14 protein-coding genes and 1 tRNA gene are annotated in these 15,634 nt (G+C 66.0%); 2 read left to right on the top strand and 13 right to left on the bottom strand.

All coding sequences use genetic code 11. The features are described from left to right. Both QRO91_RS12235 and QRO91_RS12230 read left to right on the top strand, forming a co-directional pair. A partial coding sequence (locus QRO91_RS12235; RefSeq protein WP_285310409.1) for a TonB-dependent receptor domain-containing protein occupies nt 1–2,220 on the top strand: 2,220 nt, incomplete at its 5' end. A gap of 30 nt (nt 2,221–2,250) precedes the next feature. Continuing rightward, nucleotides 2,251–2,775 carry a DUF4189 domain-containing protein gene (locus QRO91_RS12230; protein WP_285310408.1) on the top strand — a complete coding sequence of 175 codons (525 nt, stop codon included), beginning with the start codon at nt 2,251–2,253 and terminating at the stop codon, nt 2,773–2,775. Between the two features lie 105 nt (nt 2,776–2,880). Here the strand turns inward: QRO91_RS12230 and QRO91_RS12225 are convergent. The 13 genes from QRO91_RS12225 to QRO91_RS12165 all read right to left on the bottom strand — a co-directional run bounded on the left by QRO91_RS12225 (nt 2,881) and on the right by QRO91_RS12165 (nt 15,546). Further along, nucleotides 2,881–2,973, bottom strand: a tRNA-Ser gene (locus QRO91_RS12225). A gap of 78 nt (nt 2,974–3,051) precedes the next feature. Beyond that, nucleotides 3,052–3,255: a carbon storage regulator CsrA gene (gene csrA / locus QRO91_RS12220; RefSeq protein ID WP_004152909.1), complete on the bottom strand. Its 204-nt coding sequence runs from the start codon at nt 3,253–3,255 to the stop codon at nt 3,052–3,054. Nucleotides 3,256–3,402: 147 nt separating this feature from the next. Beyond that, entirely contained in the window at nt 3,403–6,051 is a 2,649-nt protein-coding gene (gene alaS / locus QRO91_RS12215) for an alanine--tRNA ligase (protein ID WP_049428135.1), read from the bottom strand. 109 nt (nt 6,052–6,160) lie between these two features. Next, complete coding sequence (gene recX / locus QRO91_RS12210; RefSeq protein WP_005409024.1) at nt 6,161–6,652, bottom strand: recombination regulator RecX; 492 nt, start codon at nt 6,650–6,652, stop codon at nt 6,161–6,163. Between the two features lie 110 nt (nt 6,653–6,762). Then, entirely contained in the window at nt 6,763–7,800 is a 1,038-nt protein-coding gene (gene recA / locus QRO91_RS12205; RefSeq protein WP_049428133.1) for a recombinase RecA, read from the bottom strand. Nucleotides 7,801–8,004: 204 nt separating this feature from the next. Next, the gene (gene lexA / locus QRO91_RS12200) at nt 8,005–8,640 is read right to left on the bottom strand and encodes a transcriptional repressor LexA (protein ID WP_049428130.1); all 636 of its coding nucleotides are present in this window, start codon (nt 8,638–8,640) and stop codon (nt 8,005–8,007) included. 186 nt (nt 8,641–8,826) lie between these two features. Then, the gene (gene ubiB, locus QRO91_RS12195) at nt 8,827–10,509 is read right to left on the bottom strand and encodes a 2-polyprenylphenol 6-hydroxylase (RefSeq protein WP_049428179.1); all 1,683 of its coding nucleotides are present in this window, start codon (nt 10,507–10,509) and stop codon (nt 8,827–8,829) included. 34 nt (nt 10,510–10,543) lie between these two features. After that, a complete protein-coding gene (locus QRO91_RS12190) occupies nt 10,544–11,038 on the bottom strand; it encodes a CinA family protein (RefSeq protein WP_197650845.1) in 495 nt (164 codons plus the stop codon). A 103-nt stretch (nt 11,039–11,141) separates the two neighbouring features. Continuing rightward, complete coding sequence (hflX, locus tag QRO91_RS12185; RefSeq protein WP_049428128.1) at nt 11,142–12,452, bottom strand: ribosome rescue GTPase HflX; 1,311 nt, start codon at nt 12,450–12,452, stop codon at nt 11,142–11,144. Nucleotides 12,453–12,466: 14 nt separating this feature from the next. After that, complete coding sequence (gene hfq / locus QRO91_RS12180) at nt 12,467–12,742, bottom strand: RNA chaperone Hfq (protein ID WP_004152891.1); 276 nt, start codon at nt 12,740–12,742, stop codon at nt 12,467–12,469. A 96-nt stretch (nt 12,743–12,838) separates the two neighbouring features. Then, complete coding sequence (miaA, locus tag QRO91_RS12175; RefSeq protein WP_049428127.1) at nt 12,839–13,792, bottom strand: tRNA (adenosine(37)-N6)-dimethylallyltransferase MiaA; 954 nt, start codon at nt 13,790–13,792, stop codon at nt 12,839–12,841. Continuing rightward, a complete protein-coding gene (gene folP, locus QRO91_RS12170) occupies nt 13,792–14,688 on the bottom strand; it encodes a dihydropteroate synthase (protein ID WP_049428125.1) in 897 nt (298 codons plus the stop codon). Before folP ends, miaA begins: the two co-directional genes overlap by 1 nt. A 672-nt stretch (nt 14,689–15,360) precedes the next feature. After that, the gene (locus QRO91_RS12165) at nt 15,361–15,546 is read right to left on the bottom strand and encodes a hypothetical protein (RefSeq protein WP_008265807.1); all 186 of its coding nucleotides are present in this window, start codon (nt 15,544–15,546) and stop codon (nt 15,361–15,363) included. Nucleotides 15,547–15,634: the final 88 nt, after the last annotated feature.

Raw genomic sequence — 15,634 nt, 5'->3', positions numbered from 1 at the left:
ATCGACAGCCGGGTCACCGTCGACAACCCGCAGGCGCAGAACCGCACCCTGGGCAACCTGCTGGAGCACGTCTCCGGCGTGCAGAGCAGCGCCTTCGGCCCGAACGCCGGCGCGCCGGTCATCCGCAGCCTCAGCGGCAACCGCGTGCAGATCCTGCAGGACGGCCAGTCCATCCTTGGCATGAACGCGATCAGCGCCGATATCAACATTCCGTTCGACCCGCTGTTCGTGCGCAGCGTCACCGTCAACAAGTCGTCCGATACCGTGCGCTACGGTGGCAACGCGATCGGCGGCAGCGTGGAGATCGACTCCGGCCTGATCTCGCGCAGCATGGAAGACAGGGACCAGTCGATGGAACTGGTCCTGCGCAAGGGCTTCAATGCCGCCGACGCGCAGGGCTTCCGCATGAACTTCAACAACCAGCACAACGTCTCGACCAACCTGCAGGTCTCTCGGCAGCGCATCTCGCACTACGACATCCCTGGCAACAGCAAGGCCAGTGTCTGCAATACGCGTCTGTTCCCGCCGACCGGTGGTGTGAACTCTGCGCTGGCCGACAGCTGCCAGAAGGAAGCGCGCGTGCAGCAGATCTACAACAAGGCCTCGCAGCCGTACATCGACCAGTTCATGACCGAGAACCCGGACTGGGCCGACGGTGATTTCTCGTTCTACACCAACAACCCGACTTCGGTCTGGCAGCGCCGCACCTACATCAATCCGGTCAATCCTGCCTATGTCTCAGGCACGCCCTCATACGTGCAGAAGCAGATCAACAACGATGTGACGCCCGACTACCATCGCCGGCTGGGCAACAGCTACGCGCGCAACTCGCAGGTGGCGTTCGGCTCCACGCTGTTCTTCGATCGTGGCTATGTGGGCATCAGCATCGATGCCAAGGACAGCGAATACGGCGTGCCAGGGTTCTCGATGCAGAACCTGTCATTCGGTTCCAACTATGCCGACGGGCTGCCGGTGGGCGTGGTGATCAAGCAGGAGCGCTACGCGCTGGAAGCACTGCTGCGCGATCCGCTGCCGGGGCTGGAGCGTGCCGAACTGCGTGTCTCCAGGCTGGACAACACCTCGGGCGAACGGCTGGGTGCTTCCAGGGCCAACGACTACGATTTCGAGGGTACCCAGGCCGAACTGCTGCTCAGCCACCAGCGGATCGGACCGCTCAGCGGCCTGCTCGGTTTCAGCCACCAGTCGCGTGACGTGACAGGTAGTGGCTCGCTGCGCTATCTGCCTGATGTGGACTCCCGCAGCAACGCGGTGTTCCTGAAGGAAACGCTGGACTTCGGCTGGGCCAGTTTCGACGCTGGCGTGCGCCACGAGCGTGTCGATCACGAACTGCAGCCGAGCCGCTTCAAGACCGCGCGCAATGCTGCCAACACGAAACTGCAGGATCGTTCCTACCGGCTCAACAGCTACAGCCTGGGTTCGTATGTCGAGCTCGGTCCGTTGTTCGCCGCCAAAGTGCGCTACTCATCCTCGCAGCGCGCACCGGAAATCAACGAGCTGTACGCCAGCAACGCGCACTACTCGGTGATGACCCAGGAAGAAGGCAACCAGAATCTCGAACCGGAGCGCGCGAAGAATCTGGAGCTGACCGGCCTGTTCCACCTCGGCGGTTTCGAACTGTCAGGCACCGCCTACCGGATGCGCTACGAGAACTATCTTTACCTCGGCCATTCCGGCGCGCAGATGGCCAACCGCCTGCCGCTGAAATACTGGAAACAGACCGATACCACGGTAAAGGGCTTCGAGATCGATGCCTCGCAGGCATTGGACCTGGGCCGCTACGGCACGTTGAACGTCTCCGCCTTCGCCGACCTGGTGAAGAACAAGGCCGATCACCCCGATTCGTTGCGTGCCCACAATGACGGCGAGTACCTGCCGAACATGCCGACCAACCGCTACGGTGCCAACCTGCAGTGGCAGCGCGAAGGCTGGAAGGCGCAGCTGTCCAGCACCTATTACGACACGCAGAAGTACCTCGGCCGCAACGTCAGCGAGGAAGTACCGCTGGATGCCTTCAACCTGGTCGACCTGCAGGTCAGTCGTGAGCTGCCGGTGCGCAACAGCTACATCGCCGGCATGGAAGTGTTCGTCAATGGCAGCAACCTGCTTAATGAAGAAGCACGGCCGCACAACTCACCGTTGAAGTACATCGCGCCGTTGCCGGGGCGTGGGTTCCAGGTGGGGGTGACGGTGAGGCTCTGAGGCAGAGGCCGGAGAAAGGCAAGCCTGCTTGTGAGCCACCTGTGGGCGTCCTGGGTCACGGACTGCGTGGTTGCCTCCCGGGCCGCGATTGATCCACCATCGGCGAAAATGGAGAAGGTGATGAACTGGAAACAAGCGATTTCCCTCGGGGTGCTGTTGAACATTGCATCCGGCGCCGGTGCCGCATCGGCGATCACCTACGACAAGGACGGTCGCTACGGCTACTCGATGAACCAACGTTCCTTGACCACCGCGATGCAGCAGTCGCTGCACTACTGCGCAGCGCGATCACGCAATTGTGGTCAATCCGCCAGCACGGCCAACGAAGGCTATTCGGCCATCGCCACAGGCACGATTGCGCTGGGCTTTGCACTGGCAGAGAAGACGCCGGATGCTGCGCAGAAGAAGGCAGAGAGAATGTGCAGGGAGCGTGCCAACGATTGCGTGCTTGCCCTGCTGTGGAGGGAAGCGCCATCCGATGAGCTTGAACCGCCGGTCCACCCAGGCGCACCTGTTTCGGTGCCCGCGGCCACTCCCGACCGGCGCCTGCGATGAGCACGGTGGACCAGGCAGACACGGCTCGGCACTGACCTGTCCATTCGAGCCTCAGGCAAAGAAAAACGCCTGCAGATCGAAGATCTGCAGGCGCTTCTTTGTATCTGGCGGAGTGAGAGGGATTCGAACCCTCGATAGAGCTTTTGACCCTATACTCCCTTAGCAGGGGAGCCCCTTCGGCCACTCGGGCATCACTCCGGGGTTTTCTCCGCGTCTGGTGCGTTGCACCTCAGCGGGGCGTGAATCATAACGTTAATCGAGTGCGAAGGTAAAGCGTTATTCGGCAGAATTTTCGCTACCGGTGCCACCGGCTTCGTCACCGCGCTGGATGCGCTGATAGATCTCTTCGCGATGCACAGCGACGTCCTTCGGCGCGGTGATGCCGATACGCACCTGGTTACCCTTGACGCCAAGCACGGTGACGCTCACCGAGTCACCGATCATCAGGGTTTCGCCGACGCGGCGAGTCAGGATCAACATTTTTGTAAGTCTCCATGGAACCGTGTGGAAGGGTATCCCCCACCGGCTTGACGCTCCGTCAAGAAGCGCTACCACGACAAAGGGAAAAGATTCGCAATGGTACCGTCAGCCGTCCCGCTCCTACAAGGAGGGGGACGGCCAGGTTCATCACAGGCGGGGGCTGACCCATTCGACGACCGCAGCCAGCGCAGTGGCAAGGGCGGGCCCGTCCTCGCCACCACCCTGGGCGAGGTCCGGGCGTCCGCCGCCCTTGCCCCCGATCTGACTGGCGATATGGGACAACAGTTCCCCGGCCTTGACCTTGCCCATTGCGCTGCCGTTCACACCCGCGACCAAGGCGGCCTTGCCGTCCTGGGCGCCGGCCAGCACGATCACCGCATCGCCCAGCTGCTGCTTGAGACGGTCCATGGCGTCACGCAGGGCCTTGGCATCGAAGCCCTCCAGGCGGGCCGCCAGCACCTTCACGCCGGCAACCTCGACGGCCTGGCCGGACAGGTCGGCCGTGGCACCTGCGGCGACCTTGGCCTTCACGGCATCCAGTTCGCGCTCCAGCTGCTTCTGGCGCTGGCCAAGGGCACGGATCTTCTCGACCACGTCGGTAGCGCTGCCGCCGAGCAGTTCAGCGGCCTCGGCCAGGCGGGCCTCTTCGGCGTCCACGTAATCCAGGGCGCCCTGGCCGGTAACGGCCTCGATGCGGCGCACGCCGGCGGAGACACCACCCTCGGAGGTGATCTTGAACAGGCCGATGTCGCCGGTACGGTTGACGTGGGTGCCGCCGCACAGCTCGGTGGAGTAGTCACCCATCTTCAGCACGCGCACGTGCTCGCCGTACTTCTCGCCGAACAGCGCCATCGCACCGAAGTCCAGCGCTTCCTGCATGCCCATGTTGTGCACTTCGGCGGCGTTGTTGGCGCGCACCTGCTGGTTGACCTTGCGCTCGATCACGGCAAGCTCTTCCGCGCTGATCGGCTGGAAGTGCGAGAAGTCGAAACGCAGGCGGTCCGGTGCGACCAGCGAGCCCTTCTGCTGCACGTGGGTGCCCAGCACTTCGCGCAGGGCGGCGTGCAGCAGATGGGTGGCCGAGTGGTTGAGGATGGTGGCGCCACGGCGCTCGCCATCGACCTGGCCGGACAGGACGTCGCCAACCTTCAGGCCACCTTCGGACAGGGTGCCGACGTGGCCATGGAACTGGCCGGCGAACTTCTGGGTATCGTCCACCGCGAGGCGCACGCCGTTGCCGGTCAGCACGCCGGTGTCGCCGACCTGACCACCGGATTCGGCGTAGAACGGGGTCTGGTCAGTGATCACGATGACGGCGTCACCGGCATCGGCCGACTGCACCGGACGACCGTCCTTCAGCACGGCCAGCACGGTCAGGCCATCGGCCTGCAGGCGGTCGTAGCCCAGGAACCGGGTCGGGCTGAGGGTCGCCACCAGCTCGGCCGGCAGGGTCACGCCGCCGCCGAACTTGCCGGCCGCACGTGCGGTTTCGCGCTGCTGCTCCATCGCAGCATCGAAGCCGGCGATGTCGACGGTCAGGTCACGCTCGCGGGCGATGTCCTGGGTCAGGTCGAGCGGGAAGCCATAGGTGTCGTACAGGCGGAAGGCGTCAACGCCCGGGATCACGCCATTGCTGGCCTTGCCCGCGACGTCTTCGAAGATCTTCATGCCAGCATCGAGGGTTTCAGCGAAACGCTCTTCCTCGGCCTGCAGCGCACGGGTGACGGTGTCCACCGCTGCCGGCAGTTCCGGATAGGCCTCGCCCATCTGCTCGACCAGGGTCGGCACCAGCTTGCTGAAGAACGGCTGGCGCACGCCCAGCATCCAGCCGTGGCGCAGGGCGCGGCGGATGATACGGCGCAGCACGTAACCACGGCCTTCGTTGGACGGCAGCACGCCATCGACGATCAGGAACGAGCAGGCGCGGATGTGATCGGCGATCACGCGCAGCGACTTGTTCTCCAGGTCGGCGGTGCCGGTCAGCTCCGAGGCCTTGCGGATCAGCGCCTGGAACAGGTCGATCTCGTAGTTGGTATGCACGTGCTGCAGGATCGCCGCCAGGCGCTCCAGGCCCATGCCGGTATCAACGCACGGCGCCGGCAGCGGCACCAGGGTGCCGTCGGGCTGGCGGTCGAACTGCATGAACACCAGGTTCCAGATCTCGATGAAGCGGTCACCGTCTTCATCCGGAGAACCCGGGGGGCCACCGGCGATATGGTCGCCGTGGTCGTAGAAGATCTCGGTGCACGGGCCACAGGGGCCGGTGTCAGCCATCTGCCAGAAGTTGTCCGAGGCGAACGGTGCACCCTTGTTGTCGCCGATGCGCACGATGCGCGCTTCCGGAATGCCGACCATGTCGCGCCACAGTTCGTAGGCTTCGTCGTCGGTCTGGTACACGGTGACCAGCAGGCGCTCGGCCGGCAGCTTCCAGACCTGGGTCAGCAGTTCCCAGGCCCAGGCGATCGCATCCTTCTTGAAGTAGTCGCCGAAGGACCAGTTACCCAGCATTTCGAAGAAGGTGTGATGGCGCGCGGTGTAGCCGACCTGGTCGAGGTCGTTGTGCTTGCCGCCCGCGCGCAGGCAGCGCTGGACGTCGGCTGCACGCACGTAGCTGCGCTTCTCCGCGCCAAGGAACACGTCCTTGAACTGCACCATGCCGGAGTTGGTGAACAGCAGGGTCGGATCATTGCCCGGCACCAGCGGCGCCGACGGCACGATGGTGTGGCCTTTGCCCTTGAAGAATTCAAGGAAGTCGCTGCGGATCTGGGAAGTCGTGAATTTGGCGGATGCGTTCATTGGGGGCTGGCAGTCTGCGGGCCGGCGGGCCCGGACCACCAGCCGCGTTGGCCAGAGTCGCGAGGGACCGCCGAAAACCTAAAGGGTATCAGGCCCGGCGCCGCCAGTCTCAGTCATCCGGGTCGTAGCGGGTCGCACGGCGGATGCTGTCGCCGTCGAAGCCGCGTCGGGCCAGCAGATCGGCCGCCTTGCGCCGCTGCGTCAGATCCTGCGGGCCGGCCTCGCCGAAGCGCCGGCGGACCAGGTCACGGGCGTTTTCCTGCCAGTCGCCTTCGTAGCTGTCCATCGCCGCGGCAATGGCGGCACTGTCCAGGCCGTGGGTGCCGAGTTCGGCACGGACATGGATCGGCCCATAGCCGGTGTTGGCGCGCATCCGCACCAGGTTCTCGGCGAAACGGGTGTCGTCCTGCCAGCCGGCCTCGGTCAGCTTGGCGACAGCGGCCTGCGCGGCCTCGTCTTCGATGCCACGGGCGGTCAGCTTGCGGGTGAGTTCCTTGCGCGAGTGCTCGCGGCGGACCAGCAGGCCCAGCGCCCGTTGCACGGGGGTCTGCTCACGCGGCCGGCGCTTTCGGCCGGTCGGAATGTCTTCGGCGTCGGACATGGGTACTCCAAGGGTGGCGCCATCCGTGGCGCCCAGCCCATCCCTGGGCGATTCGAACCTGCGGGACAGGGCGACGTCACTGACGGCGCCGCCCTGCCCCACAGCAAGCCTTACTCGTCGTCGCCTTCGTCGTCGCCTTCCTCGCGGGCCGCTTCGGCCGGCTGGAACTTCTCGCGCAGCTCGGCCTCGAGCTTGGCGGCGACAGTCGGGTTGTCGCGCAGGTAGCCGCGGGCGTTGTCCTTGCCCTGGCCGATGCGTTCTTCACCGTAGCTGTACCAGGCACCGGCCTTCTCGACCAGCTTGGCATCCACGCCCATGTCGATCAGTTCGCCTTCGCGGCTGATGCCCTCGCCATACAGGATCTCGGTGATGACCTGCTTGAACGGCGGTGCCAGCTTGTTCTTGACGACCTTGATCTTGGTCTGGTTGCCGATGATCTCGTCGCCCTTCTTGATCGCGCCGATGCGGCGGATGTCCAGGCGGACCGAGGCGTAGAACTTCAGCGCGTTGCCACCGGTGGTGGTTTCCGGGCTCTGGCCCGGCATCATCACACCGATCTTCATGCGCAGCTGGTTGATGAAGATCACCAGGGTGTTGGAGCGCTTGATGTTGCCGGTCAGCTTGCGCAGCGCCTGGCTCATCAGGCGGGCCTGCAGGCCCGGCAGCTGGTCGCCCATCTCGCCTTCGATTTCGGCCTTCGGGGTCAGCGCGGCGACCGAGTCGATCACCAGGATGTCGACCGAACCCGAACGGACCAGCATGTCGGCGATTTCCAGCGCCTGCTCACCGGTATCCGGCTGCGACAGCAGCAGGTCGTCCACGTTCACGCCCAGCTTGGCGGCGTAGATCGGGTCCAGCGCGTGCTCGGCGTCGATGAAGGCCGCGGTGCCGCCCAGCTTCTGGCATTCGGCGATCGCCTGCAGGGTCAGCGTGGTCTTGCCCGAGGATTCCGGCCCGTAGATCTCAACGACACGGCCCTTCGGCAGCCCGCCAATGCCCAGTGCGATGTCGAGCATCAGCGAACCGGTCGGGATGGCTTCGACGGGCTCGACCACACGGTCGCCCATGCGCATCACCGAGCCCTTGCCGAACTGCTTCTCGATCTGGCCCAGAGCTGCAGCGAGGGCGCGCTTCTTGTTCTCGTCCATCGGATGGGTCCTTGCAGAGGTCGTGTCGTTGGAGGTGCTGTCTTTGGGGGTCTTCTTTGCCATGGGCTCACTTTAAGTCGGACGTATCGCACAGGCTGAGATTCTGCCCGGCGCTCTGAAAAGAATTATCGGACATCCGTACCAACCTCAGTGGAACCAGAGAATCGCCACAAAAGACCGCGGGGTAATGCGCTATGGAACGGGTCACCGGTTGGGTCGCAACAGGCCGCAATAGAGGCCTTCGATCGAGAAGTCCTGGTCCGGCAGCACCTCGATCGGCTTGTAGTCGGGGTTGCGCGGCAGCAGGCGGATACGATCCTTGGCGATCTTCAGCAGCTTGACGGTGATCTCGTCATCGATGCGGGCCACCACGATCTGCCCGGAATGGGCGTCGCGGGTGCGGTGCACGCCGATCAGGTCACCGTCGAAGATGCCCTCGTCGATCATCGAATCGCCCTGCACCTTCAGCAGGTAGTCCGGCGCTGGCGAGAAGAAGACCCGGTCCAACACCACGAAATCGTCCGAGCCGATATCGGCGCCGATCGGCAGGCCGGCCGCAACCCGGCCGAGCACCGGCAGGCGCAGCACGCTGTCGGGCAGATCTGGCTCGGCCAGCTTCTCGACCGGCGGTGCCTGCACCAGGCGGATGCCGCGCGCCTGGCCTGGGATGCGACGGATCGCACCGGCCTGCTCCAGGGCTTCCAGGTGGTACTGGGCCGCGCGCACGCCCTTGAAGCCGAACGCGCGTGCGATTTCAGTCTGCGACGGCGGTGCGCCTTCGCTCTCGATACGCTCGGCGATCAACTGCAGGATCGCCTGCTGGGTGTCGGTCAGGTCCATGGTTAGTAGTATTACTACTAACGTGCGGGACTGCAAGTGCCGAAGACGACACGGCGACATCTGCAGTGCCGAGCCGTGCTCGGCAATGTGGCGAATGGCTGGGCTGGGCTGGGCTGACCTGGGCAAGAGCAGCCGAGCATGGCTCGGCTCTACAGGAATCGCTGCGCGATTCCGCGGTAAACACACTCATGTGTGTTTACCGCTTCTCCATATAGAGAACAGGATCCACACGCCGCAGAAGCCGGCGCCGATGAAGCCGCAGACCCCCAGCGCCAGCAGCCAGCGGCTGGAAACACCGCCGACGCTGTGCATCACGATCGAGGAGCCGATGATCAACGCGGCGGTGACGATGCCCATCACCAGCCGGTTCGCTGCGCGGTTCACCTGTTCGCCGAAGCCCTGCAGCGCGCTGGTTTCCACCTTCAGCTGGAGACGACCGCGACGCGCCGCCTGCACCAGCTTGCGCAGGTCGCGCGGCAGCTCACCGGCGAAGTCGACCAGGCCCAGCAGGCTGCGTCGGCCCCGCTTGAGCAGCGCCTTGGGCGCATAGCGCTGCAGCACTACCCGCTCCAGGAACGGGCGCGCAGCACTGGCCATGTCGAAATCCGGATCCAGCTGGCGCCCCATGCCCTCCAGGGTCAGGAACGCCTTGATCATCAGCGCCAGGTCGGCCGGCAGGGTCAGGCTGTAACTGCGCAGCAGCTGGGTGATGTCACCCAGCATCAGGCCGATGCGCAGGTCCTTCAGCGGCACGCCGCGGTACTGATCGACGAACTGGCTGATGTCGTGCTGCAGCCGGTTCTCGTCCACTTCCACGCCACCGGCCCAGTCCAGCAATACGTCGGCTACGCCCTGCGGGTCCTGCTCGACCAGACCGTGCAGCAGCTGCGCGACCTGGAAGCGGCGCACTTCCGACAAGGCGCCGACCATGCCGAAATCGATCACGCCGATGCGGCCGTCACGCAGGTAGATGATGTTGCCGGGGTGCGGGTCGGCATGGAAGCTGCCGTCTTCGAGCACCATCTTCAACACGATGTCCGCGCCGCGCCGGGCCAGTTCGCGCCGGTCCAGGCCCGCCGCATCGACACCGGCCAGGTCACGCCCGGGAATGCCGTCGACGAAGTCCTGGACGTTCAGGCTTTCGCAGGTCCACTGCCAGTGCACGCTGGGGATCAGGATGTCGTCACGGCCGTTGAAGTTGCGCGCGATGCGCTCGGCATTGCGGCATTCGGCAGCGAAATCCAGTTCGCGGCGCAGCGACACGGTGAACTGCTGCACGACCTCGGCCGGGCGGTAACGACGCAGGTCCGGCAGGCGCGCCTCGACAATCTCGGCCAGTCGGGCCAGCAGCCGCAGGTCGGCCTCGACCACATCGCGGATACCCGGGCGCCGCACCTTCAGCACCACCTCGCGGCCGTCATGCAGGCGCGCGCGGTGGGCCTGCGCCAGCGAGGCGGCGGCCATCGGGGTTTCATCGAGGAAGGCGAACACTTCCGTCGGCGAGGCGCCAAGGTCGGCTTCGAGCTGCTCGCGGATATCCGCGTACGGCAGCGCCGGCACCGCGTTCTGCAGTTCGGACAGTTCAGCGATCCATTCCGGCGGCAGCAGGTCAACGCGCGTCGCCAGCACCTGCCCGAGCTTGACGAAAGTGGGACCGAGATCCTGCATCGCACTGCGCACACGCACCGGCGCGGTCATCCGCAGCAGTTCCTGCCGCTCTTCGTTCCAGTGCAGCAGGCGCCCTGCCCGCTCCAGCGTGCTGGCCAGGCCGATGCGTCGCACCACGTCACCAAAGCCATAGCGGATCAGGACAACCGCAATTTCCTGCAGTCGGCCCAGGTCACGGACCGTGCCCAGCGTTTCCCACATCATGCGTGCTCCGGACGATTACCGGAGCAGCATGTCACAGCTGGGCGTCGATGCCGCGCAATGCCGCCGCCACGGTTTGCCGGCGGATGGCTTCGCGGTCGCCATCGAACTGGAACAGCTCGGCGCGGGCATAGCCGCCACGGCGCTTCCAGCCGATCCAGACACTGCCCACCGGCTTGTCCGGGCTGCCACCGCCGGGGCCGGCGATGCCGGTCACCGCCACCGCGATGCCGGCACCGGAATTGACCAGCGCACCGGAGACCATTTCCAGCACGGTTTCGCGGCTGACCGCACCGAACTGCTCCAGGGTCTGCGCGCGCACGCCGAGCAGGCGCTGCTTGGCTTCGTAGCTGTAGACCACCATGCCGCAGTCGAAGAACGCCGAGGAACCGGCAAAGTCGGTCATGCACTTGGCAATCCAGCCACCACTGCAGCTTTCAGCGGTCACCAGCTGCAGCGAGGCCTGCTGCAGGCGCCGCCCGAGCGCGGCGGACTGGGCATTGAGTTCAGCGTCGGTGGGGATGGACATCGGCATGACGGTGGGGTGAAGAACCTGCACGTTGTACCGCAGATGACAGCCTCATGTCGCGCACCACCGCAATGGCAGCCGCCGGGCATGGCCCGGCGCTATCTCACCACTCCGGCAGCTTCTCCGGGAGCAGCGACCGGATCGGTGCACCGTCGGCGCTGGCGGCCAGCTTTTCGGCTTCGGCGATCGGCAGGTCAACCTGCAGCAGCCAGCCCTCTTCATCCGCCTGTTCGCTGCGGATCACTTCCAGCTGGTGCAGCCGCGCGCGCAGGCGACCGGCATCGGGTGGCAGGCGCAGTTCGCCGGTGACGTGCTGCAGGCCCAGGCGCTTGCCCAGCACCGCCTGCAGCAGCTCCAGGCCCTGCCCGTCGCGTGCGGAAATCCACACCCGCTCGCGGCGCGATTCGTCCGGGATGCCATCCTGGCCGTCGTGGCGGACGTCGGCACCCTCGATGCGGTCGATCTTGTTGAACACCAGCAGCTGCGGCAGGTCACCGGCACCGACGGCGGTCAGTACTTCGTCCACCTGAGCGATGCGCTCCTCGCGGTGCGGATCGGCGGCGTCAACCACGTGCAGCAGGAAATCGGCCTCGCGTGCCTCCGACAGCGTCGAGCGGAACGCGGCGACCAGGTCATGCGGCAGGTCGCGGACGAAACCGACGGTGTCGGCCAGCACCACGTTGCCACCGGGCACCGCGATGCGGCGCACGGTCGGGTCCAGTGTGGCGAACAGCTGATCGGCGGCGTAGGCCTCGGCGCCGGTCATGGCATTGAACAGGGTCGACTTGCCGGCGTTGGTATAGCCCACCAGGGCCACGCGCGGCAGCTCGCTGCGCACGCGCGCACGACGCATCTGGGTGCGCTGCACTTCGACCTTTTCCAGACGCTTCTGCAGCTGCTCGACCCGCTTCTGCAGCAGGCGGCGGTCGGTTTCCAGCTGGGTTTCACCCGGGCCGCGCAGGCCGATCGAACCGCCACGCTGGCGCTCCAGGTGGGTCCAGCCGCGCACCAGCCGCGTGGCCAGGTGACGCAGCTGCGCCAGCTCGACCTGCAGCTTGCCTTCGTGGCTGTGCGCACGCTGGGCGAAGATGTCCAGGATCAGGCCGGTACGGTCGATCACCCGGCGCTCCAGGAAACGTTCCAGGTTGCGCTCCTGGCCTGGGCTCAAGGCATGGTTGACCAGGATCAGGTCGGCACCGCTGGCGTCGGCCGCTGCCTTGATCTCGTCCAGCTTGCCGCTGCCGATCAGGGTCGACGGATTGGGACGGTCCAGGCGTGCGGTAATGGTCGCGGCGATGCTGGCCCCAGCCGAGCGGGCCAGATCACCGAATTCTTCCAGCACATCGTCTTCCAGCTTGCCGAAATGGGGCTGGATCAACAGGGCGTGTTCACCCTTTTTCGAGCGGTCAAACATTCACCGCTCCGGTCTTACTCGTCTGCTTCATCACCTGCCTGACCACCTTCACCCGACTGCACATAACCACCGCCCGGACCGACCTTCACGTTGCGTGCCGGAACGACCGTGGAAATGGCGTGCTTGTAAACCATCTGACTGACCGTGTTGCGCAGCAGGACCACGAACTGGTCGAACGACTCGATCGTGCCCTGCAGCTTGATGCCGTTGACCAGGTACACCGAAACCGGCACGCGTTCGCGCCGCAGTGCGTTCAAGAAAGGATCCTGCAGCGATTGCCCCTTGGACATTGCACACTCCTGATTATTGTTCTTATTGGGTTGCCGACGGTTGCCACGGCCCCCGAGCCGCCCGCCGACCGATGATGTTACACGGCTGGCGGGGGGTCAGCGTGCGACGAAGGTCGACACCGCGCCGGCCAGGCGCTCTCCATCCACATGGGGGTCGAACCAGCGCGCATCAAGCTCGCCGCGCAGCCAGGTCAGCTGGCGCTTGGCCAGTTGCCGGGTGGCGAAGATCGCCTTGTCACGGAATCGGGCGGCATCGCCCTCCCCGTCCAGGTACTCCCAGGCCTGGCGATAGCCGACCGCGCGCACCGCCGGCAGGTCCAATGGCGCCGACATGGCAGCCATTTCCGGCATCGCGCGCAGTGCCCGTACCTCGTCAAGGAAGCCCTGCGCCAGCATGGCGTCGAAGCGCGCTTCGATCCGCTGGTGAAGCACCGCGCGGTCACGGGGAGCCAGGATCAGCTTGAGGGTGCGCACCGGCAAGGGTGCCACGCCCGGCCGACGCTGCCATTCGGTAATGGGGGTACCGGTCAGGCGGTAGACCTCCAGCGCCCGCTGGATGCGCTGCGGGTCGGTGGCATGGATGCGCCCGGCCGCAGCCGGATCGACCTCGGCCAGTTCAGCATGCAGGGCCGCCCAGCCGCGCTCGGCGGCTTCGGCGCTGAGCACCTCGCGCATTGCCGGGTCGGCCTCCGGCATTGGCGACAGGCCCTGCAGCAACGCACGGAAGTACAGGCCGGTGCCACCGGCCAGGATCGGCGTTTTGCCACGCGCCACGATGTCGGCCACGACCCGGCCGGCATCGGCGGCGAACTCGGCCGCCGAATAGGTCTGCCACGGATCACGCAGGTCCAGCAGATGGTGTGGCGCCTGCGCACGCTCGGCGGCGTCGGGCTTGGCCGAACCGATATCCAGATGGCGGTAGACCAGCGCCGAATCGACGCTGACGATCTCGCCGTCCAGCTGCCGCGCCAGGGCGATCGCCGTGGCGGTCTTGCCACTGGCAGTCGGCCCCATCACGGCGATCGCCAGCGGCCGCCGGTCGATGCCCATCAGTCTTCGTCCGGCCAGCGGATCGATGGCGTGGCATCAGCACGCGGCGTAGGCACGGCGTCGACGGCCTGCCAGATCTTCAGCGCATCCACGGTGGCTGCCACGTCATGCACGCGAACGATTCGCGCACCGCGCTGGACCGCAATCAGGTGTGCGGCCACCGAGGCAGCCACGCGCTCGGAGGGCGCGTCGCGGCCGGTCAGTTCGCCGAGGCTGCGCTTGCGCGACAAGCCGGCCAACATCGGCACGCCCAGTTCCAGGAAGCGCTCGGAGCGTGCCAGCAGGGTCATGTTGTGGGCGGTGGTCTTGCCGAAACCGAAGCCGAGATCGATCAGCAGATTCTTCTTGGCGATACCGGCCATTTCCGCAGCGAACAGCCGCTGCACAAGGAAACCGTGCACCTCGGCAACCACATCGTCGTAGTGCGGATCGGCCTGCATATGGCCCGGCTCACCCCGCATGTGCATCAGCACCACCGGCACGCCGACGTCGGCAGCGGCTTCCAATGCGCCGTCCTGGCGCAGGCCATAGATGTCGTTGATCATGCCGGCGCCGGCCGCCACGGCTGCGCGCATCACCTCCGGCTTGAAGGTGTCGATGCTGATCGGCACGGCGCTGCGCGCGGCCAACTGCTCGATCACCGGAATCACCCGGCGCAGTTCTTCCTCGACCGATACCGGCGCAGCGCCCGGACGGGTCGATTCGCCACCGATGTCGAGCAGGTCGGCGCCCTCCTCCACCAGCTTCAGGCCGTGCGCGACTGCGGCTTGGGTTGTGTCGTGCGCGCCGCCGTCGGAGAACGAGTCCGGGGTGACGTTGACGATGCCCATGACCCGGGCACGGTCCAGGCGCAGGATGCGGCCGGCGCAATCGAGCTGGGGCGAGGTATCGAACATGGGCAATCCTGCAGGGACAACGGCGGGTAGTTTAGTTCGGCAGGGCGGCGCCCTGCACCCGCCGAGGCCAGAGCGACAGCAACAGCCGGAGCAACAGCGGGTTTACTGAAGAATGGCGGGGGGGGGGGGGGGGGGGGGGGGGGGGGGGGGGGGGGGGGCGCCCCCCCCCCCCCCCCCCCGGCGCCCCCCCCCCCCCCCCCCCCCCCCCCCCCCCCCCCCCCCCCCCCCCCCCACCCCGCCTTCGACAGATTTCCGCGATCTGCAGTAGATCCACGCCATGCGTGGATGAATCTCCATCGGAATCAAACATTTCGAATTGGAATCGAAATGTCTCCACGCATGGCGTGGATCTACCGTGTCGACCAAGGTCGACACCTACCAGCAGCTGCCGAAATCTGTCAGAGGTGGGGCGGTGTGGGCAGGCAGGACCGTTGGCGCCATGGATGGCGCCATCGAGCCCCCATGGGTGAGGGCGCTTTGCTTGCGAAGCACTGCTTCGCAAGCGCCCGAACGCACAGCCGCCAGCGGCTGGGCCGGACCGCGGAGCGGGGTTTACGGCGTGTCCTGCCTGCCCACACCGCCCCGCCATCCCACGGACAGCCAGCTTCTGCTGTTGCTTCGGCCGTTGCTTGAAGCTTCGGCAGGTGCAGGGCGCAGCCCTGCCGATACCCCTCAACGGCGGCGGCGCTTGCGGTCCACGTACAGGGTCTTGGCAATGCTCAGCACGATGCCAACGGCGATACCCACCACACAGCCCAGCAGCAGGTTGTCGGCGCCAAGGCCCACACCCACGCCGACCACCGTGGCGATGACCATTTCGACGGTGTGGGAAATCGGTTCGGGCTTCGGGGCGGACATGCAGACTCCAGCATCAGTTCAGTTGAGCAGAGGGGCCGGGGGCCCGGAAACGACGAAGCCGGGTTGCCCCGGCCTCGTCTGGTGTCAC

The organism is Stenotrophomonas maltophilia group sp. Smal32 (assembly GCF_030237085.1).
GTDB lineage: Bacteria > Pseudomonadota > Gammaproteobacteria > Xanthomonadales > Xanthomonadaceae > Stenotrophomonas > Stenotrophomonas maltophilia_Q.
The sequence above is the reverse complement of the archived record's forward strand: the minus strand, read 5'-3'. Positions and strand labels throughout refer to the sequence as shown.